Origin of the sequence: Acinetobacter sp. AS5, assembly GCF_048957595.1 — a bacterium.
In the GTDB taxonomy this organism is placed as follows: Bacteria; Pseudomonadota; Gammaproteobacteria; order Pseudomonadales; family Moraxellaceae; genus Acinetobacter.
Genome location: NZ_JARDAL010000091.1, coordinates 1 through 5,973, shown reverse-complemented (window position 1 = coordinate 5,973; position 5,973 = coordinate 1). Strand labels below are relative to the sequence as shown.

5 protein-coding genes and 1 pseudogene are annotated in these 5,973 nt (G+C 32.0%); 2 read left to right on the top strand and 4 right to left on the bottom strand.

Features of this window, described 5'->3' with window-relative positions; all coding sequences use genetic code 11:
- Nucleotides 1–168 precede the first annotated feature (168 nt).
- A complete protein-coding gene (locus PV763_RS16900; RefSeq protein ID WP_420938246.1) occupies nucleotides 169–402 on the top strand; it encodes a hypothetical protein in 234 nt (77 codons plus the stop codon).
- A gap of 240 nt (nucleotides 403–642) precedes the next feature.
- Here PV763_RS16900 and PV763_RS16895 read toward each other — a convergent pair whose 3' ends face one another.
- Genes PV763_RS16895 through PV763_RS16880 form a run of 4 tightly spaced genes read right to left on the bottom strand, consistent with a single transcriptional unit; the run spans nucleotide 643 to nucleotide 5,437 of the window.
- Nucleotides 643–2,268: an SAVED domain-containing protein gene (locus tag PV763_RS16895; protein ID WP_005006366.1), complete on the bottom strand. Its 1,626-nt coding sequence runs from the start codon at nucleotides 2,266–2,268 to the stop codon at nucleotides 643–645.
- Between the two features lie 2 nt (nucleotides 2,269–2,270).
- Complete coding sequence (locus PV763_RS16890) at nucleotides 2,271–2,771, bottom strand: Mov34/MPN/PAD-1 family protein (RefSeq protein ID WP_005006362.1); 501 nt, start codon at nucleotides 2,769–2,771, stop codon at nucleotides 2,271–2,273.
- Nucleotides 2,756–4,414: a ThiF family adenylyltransferase gene (locus tag PV763_RS16885; RefSeq protein ID WP_005006360.1), complete on the bottom strand. Its 1,659-nt coding sequence runs from the start codon at nucleotides 4,412–4,414 to the stop codon at nucleotides 2,756–2,758. The genes PV763_RS16890 and PV763_RS16885 overlap by 16 nt, the downstream gene beginning before the upstream one ends.
- Nucleotides 4,415–4,423: 9 nt before the next feature.
- Nucleotides 4,424–5,437: a nucleotidyltransferase domain-containing protein gene (locus tag PV763_RS16880; protein ID WP_005006358.1), complete on the bottom strand. Its 1,014-nt coding sequence runs from the start codon at nucleotides 5,435–5,437 to the stop codon at nucleotides 4,424–4,426.
- 402 nt (nucleotides 5,438–5,839) lie between these two features.
- On the opposite strand from PV763_RS16880, the pseudogene PV763_RS16875 reads away from it, so the two are divergent.
- A pseudogene (locus tag PV763_RS16875) lies at nucleotides 5,840–5,973 on the top strand (IS6 family transposase); the annotation flags it as partial.

The following is a 5,973-nucleotide window of genomic DNA, read 5'->3' as shown; positions in this document are numbered from 1 at the left end:
ATTTTGTGTGTAGGCTTCTTCATTTGAAAATTATATCGCTGAAAAACCCTTTACAGATAGGTTTGTGCAACAAAGCCATTCAGAATTGAAATAGAAAAATTTAAAAATAAATAACTTGGAAATAGATTTTATGATAAAATTCAATCAGCTATATTAATTTCTACACTTATGTCTGCACTACAAAAAATTAATGAAGATATGATAGTGAATCTTCCTAAGGGTGATTTACACGTTCATTTAAATGGAGCTATTCCAACAAATTTAGTTAAGGAATTATTAGCAAAAAATACAAATGGAATTCCCTCAAATTTTGATATTAATAAAGATTTAAATATTCTCGAACCACAAAAAAAATCTGCAAGATTATTTAAAACCATGGAAAGTCTTAAATTTAATACCTAGATCGCAGAGTGATTTAAATAAAATAGTATTACAAACATTTTTTAGTTTAAAACGGCTTTGTTGTATAAACATTCTTCAAGATACTGATTTTTAAGGATTTGTTTAAATTTTAATCCAAAAATAAATTAAACAAAATCATAGTCTTAGATATTTATGCAACAAAGCCCCATTAGAGCTAAACTCCATTTACTAATGTCATATTTAAATCTAATGGTATGAAAGTACTATCAAATATACTGTTTAAATTACAGCGATTTCATTCTTGCTTCCATTATTTCGAATTTGAAGTCTTGGAACCATTGAATTATTTAAGTAATCATAAATAACCATTTCAGGATGATGCAGATCAAATGCTTGTCCAAACCATATACAAGCAGCATTGGATGCACATGGTAAGACATGAATTTTGGTAATTCCTTTATCTGTTAGACTATGAAATAACGCATGAATATCTTGCATGAAACTTAGTCCTCGTTCAGGATTTCTTATTGCTCCATTCCCCATATATTCTGGTTTAGCAGTAATATTAATTACCGGATGTCCTAATTCAACAGCCTTATTTTTAGAGGTTTCTGGATCAGCAGTGAGATTCAATCTAATAGTAATTTCAGTACAATCTTCTATTTCACTGAAATTATTAATTTCATACGCTTTGGTTGTACATATAAGATCAGGCCACATCCAACAACTTCCATCCCTATACATAAGCATAGGTATAAATTTCCCTTTATTTCCTAATTTACTTCCTAATGCTATTAGGCATGGCATAGGGCCGAAGCCAAAAATAGCTACTCTCTTATCATCAAATTTAGTTTCCCTAAGTAATTGTTCTGTTTGAACTTCAAATTCTTCTAAAAAATACTTTTTATAGAACTCATCAGCTGAAGCTCTTAAATGAGCTGGTAATGGTTCATGAATTAGTGTCTTATCTTTATGCAAAATAGATTTTAATGGGAGAAGGCAGCTTGCAATATCACGTCGTGAAGGAGACTGAGGAATATTGCGATTCACGGGCCAGAAAAATAAATACACTGGCATAGGAGTAAAGCTTAAAGAATCTAATAAATCTTCGCATTGTGCTGTGAAATTACTTCTCATTTGCGAGAGTCTTGAAGCTGTATATTCTGCGCCAGCAACTTTATCAATTAACCTATGATGTTTTTCACATAATAATAAAATATTCGTTGGATCATCTGATAGTTGATATGAGAAGAAGGGGATACCGCGAGTAGAATTTTCTGATGCTGCAACATTATGAGCTAAAACGCCATATGTACCTTCAAATCCAGTTATTTCATCTATGTTTAATTTTGCACCACATCCTTTAAACATACATCGGCCATGACTTGAGAGATAAATCTGGTTTTTATCTTTTTCAGATAAATCGTTACCCCTACCTGTAAGATGCTCAAAATCAAAAATTCTTTTTATGAAATATTCTAATTGGTTTACAGGGTTTGGTTTTTGTTTAGGAATCTTTCTAGGAACAAAATCTACATCTTTAACTTCGCTCTCTTGAGAGGAGGTTAAATTCCATGTTTCTTTTAACTTTTCAAAATCATGTAGAGTGTGGGCATCAATTATGTGACCTTGAAGAAAGCGTGCATAAATGGAAATTTTTTTGGCAAGCAATCTTCGGACAAAAGTTAAAGTATCATCATAATTGAGAATTATACGGAAAAAACTTTCAGGGCTTTTATTTTTCAATAAGACAAAAATTATATTTTTACGTTCTTCATCAACTAATACACCTAATGAATCTATACAAATATGCTTTAAAATTTCTTCTATATATTTATTTGCATTTGATAAATCATCTATTGCTGATAAAGAAGTCTGTAAACTTAGGGATGGGTCTAGTTGCATTTTCAATTTAACTCAATATAACCTAACAGTTTGATTTTAAAATTTTTTCTACCAATCCAGATTCCAGTTTTTACTCTTCCGATTATTAAATATAAAACTGGGTCATTAAGATTGGTAATGCCATTTAGAACAGTATCTATATCCCTTAAATCGGTTGGAGAGGGTGTTGGTACATCTTCAGGATGTGTATGCCATAGGCCTTGAAAATTATAGAATTTTTTAGATTCGTTCCAAGCTTGTATTAAAGCATATTGGTGGGACTTTGACCTAAAGAAAGACATACGTGTTTGACAGTCTCCTTCCATAGGAGAGGTAAAGCTTTCAATGATTTTAGCTTTAGTTTCTATGTCTGTTCTTCCAATTAGAATGCCACCCGATTCTGGAGAATCTGATTCTAATTGTATAAATTGCTTTAAACTCTTTAAAACATTTGCTTGAATAATAAAGACTTGGCCTGTAGGTGTGTCACATTTAATCCTCCCTTGAGTTATGTATTGCAACATGGGCATACTTCTTTATAAATTTCTTTTAAATTCAATATATTAATTCCATTTGAATTATTTACTGAATTATAAAAAGGGGTAGTAATTATTCCATTTTTATTTGCATTCTGATTGTCGCCAGAAATAGAAACAAATCCTAATTGTTGATTCAGGACATATTCAGAAATATAGCTTGCTAGCTTCATGCAATTTAAAGAAGAGAAGGGGGTAAATGCACCAGCACACCCTGTAATATTTTTAGCAATTAGCTGTCCAGATTGTACATATTTATACATAGGGGTAAGACTTTTATTTGATTTTTCATCAAAATATAAGCAGTTTAAACATCCTACATGTTTATTATTGAAAGAAATAAAATGTCCACCTAAATCATAAGGTTCTAACCAGCCTATTATTACTTGAATGTTTGCACTTATTTCATAAATAGTTTTTACGAGAGAAATCTCAGTAGGAGTATGGCCAATTGCTATGATGATAGTATCAATATCTTCAGTAATTTTTGATTTTATCCAGCTTTCACCATGGCTTACGAATGGAAAAATAGTTAATCCGGGCCTTTCTATTAAAAACTTATTAGCTAAAGAAGTAGATTTATAGGTATTAACATACTGCAAACCTAAAGAATGACGATAAATATTATCTGTTTTTAAAAGCTCTGGATCTATGAAAGAAAATTTATTTACGCCTGTTTGAGCTAATATCTCTGCAATCTTTGAGCCTAAAGCCCCACATCCGATAATCGCTATATGTCTTGTTTTTTTCTCTTGCCCCGTTCTATTTAATAAATAATCTATCCACGCTCTTTGTGTTAAAGAGACTTTAAAGCCTTTGAAGGATACTTTTTCTTTGAAAGAATACCAAATGGCATAATAAAAAATCACATAAGCAAATCCATGTTCATTTGGAATTCCCACTAGGGCATAATGATTGCCTTGTTTTAACAAAGATCGTTTGTTCTCATTAGAGAGGGTATTAACAATTTTTAGAAAATAGTCCTCATTAAAATAATCTCCTATATCTGGTATGGGGAAAACAGAAGCATCTTCTAATAATATCTTATGAATTTTTACTTTTGTGAGCTGGTTGTGGTTTATGTAAGAACTATCGCCATCATCAATATGCTCTAATATTTGATGATTCCCTTTTGATGATTTTCTTAACCAACCATATAAATTAAATGTAGAAGTAGGGTCGCAATGTAATATTACATCCTCATTTATATTTTGAGTGCTGCCTAAATATCCTTCTAGTTCGTTATACAAGCTTACTCGGTTGTTTAATTGAAAATTAATAAAAGATTGCTTGAGTATATCTATAGCCCTTTCAAAGAATTCAGTAATAAGTTCTTTATGTCTATAGCCTTCAAAGTTTTCACCTTGATGATCCGTAGTACAAATTTCCCCACTTTGACTCACATGATCTAAGGCAGACATTGGTCGTGTCAATATTCTAAAAATGGGAGGTATCGTCCAATTAGCTCTATTTTGAAAAATTAGACCAAGGCAAACCTGTTGTGTATTAATGAGAAAATCAAATTTTAGATTAACCCAATCCTTAGTAATAGAAGTGACATGGATATTTTGAGCTCCATGTTCACTTAATAGCTTTTCAATATTGTCTAACTTTGGGTTATCAAAAAACATTGAGTTTTCCTAAGCAGATTTTCCTTCTTGAGTGTAATAAGTTTGTACTACTGGTTCGGACACTTCTTGTATTTCAGGGATAGGGAATTGTCTTCCAAAAGTTTTATTTAAAATTTTGCAAGCTTCTACTGTATCAGTTTCCTCATTTACAGCTTCTAAAGATGATTTTAAATCTTCAAGTTTTGATTTTAAGTGCTCCATTTGTTTTCGGGTCAATTTTTCGAGTAAGTCTACACCTTGATGTGCAGGTAAATTAATTACGAGTCTGAAGTAATACTCGTTATTTTCTGGATCAATGCTAAAGGTAGTGAATTGATCTAATACATTATTTACTATAGAAAGTAATACCTTATTATCATTCTCATAATCTTCAGCTGTTATATGCTCATATACAGCTGTAGTGATAGCAATACTCTTAAAAAAATCTAGACCTTTCTCATTTCGCCATTGTTTCAAGTAGCGAGTACATCGTCTAAACTGATGACGTAAATCTGAATCATCTTCAAATTTTCCCAAAATTGTATCGGTAAGTTCAGTAGGATTTGAAATATCCCAAGTCTTAAGGTCTTCAGAGGAGAATTCCTTACCTCGAGCTAGATACATATTGCCTTTGTCGTCTTCAGCGTAGATGGGCAGATCTACATGATAATCGGGACTACCATTTTTGAGATAAGTGACAGTTACGCAAGGTCGTTTGATCGTTACAGTTCTATTTGAATGAGTTAAAGCATCTCTAACAATTTTTTTAATTTCTACTGAGCCATATTCCTCTTTGTCACAATCTAATAAAACTCCTACATCAATATCATAATCTCCATTCTTAGGCTTAATCCCTGTGCCCAAGGCATAACTACCTTGATTAAAGTATTCAACAAATTGAGGACCATTTGGATCCTTTTTGAGTTCATCTTTTAAGGTGCTAATCAAAAGGTCACGTTTTTCACGTAATGTACTTTCTTCGTCATAACGACCTAATCGAATATTTGTGTGGAACTTAGCATAGTGTTTTTGTGGATTCGCCATATTGTTGTATTCCTGTAGTGCTTTTGTTGTTATGGGGATCTCCTATATTAAATACAAGTTAAGACATTAAAAAAAATAGAATTTTTAAAGGGAAAATTTAATCAAAAAATATTTAAACAAACGATGAGATGTATCAATCTCCAATTTTTAGCATTCCTTCCCAACTAAAATAGTTTTGAGTCAAATTCTTTCTGGACATCGCCCATACACGACCATGCATCTTGCAAGGTCCAATTACGGCATCGCCACCACAGAGTAAAAAGAATGTTCAAAATAAACAGTCTAAAAATTCTGAATAGCCTTTTAGAACAGAGAGTTAAGGCACACAATTTAAAATAGGGCACTGTTGCAAATAGGCTGACATGATAAGCTAAATATCTTATTTATTTCGAGATACAGCAGATGAATCCCTTCCACGGTCGGCACTTTCAAGGTGAAATCATTCTTTGGGCTGTTCGTTGGTATTGTAAATATGGCATCAGCTATCGTGAACTTCAAGAAATGCTCGCTGAACGAGGCATAAATGTGGATCACAG

Bases quoted from the DNA above. Each gene is read 5' to 3' on its own strand.
- PV763_RS16900 (WP_420938246.1), top strand. From the start codon at position 169: ATGTCTGCACTACAAAAAATTAATGAAGATATGATAGTGAATCTTCCT.
- PV763_RS16895 (WP_005006366.1), bottom strand. From the start codon at position 2,268: ATGCAACTAGACCCATCCCTAAGTTTACAGACTTCTTTATCAGCAATA.
- PV763_RS16890 (WP_005006362.1), bottom strand. From the start codon at position 2,771: ATGTTGCAATACATAACTCAAGGGAGGATTAAATGTGACACACCTACA.
- PV763_RS16885 (WP_005006360.1), bottom strand. From the start codon at position 4,414: ATGTTTTTTGATAACCCAAAGTTAGACAATATTGAAAAGCTATTAAGT.
- PV763_RS16880 (WP_005006358.1), bottom strand. From the start codon at position 5,437: ATGGCGAATCCACAAAAACACTATGCTAAGTTCCACACAAATATTCGA.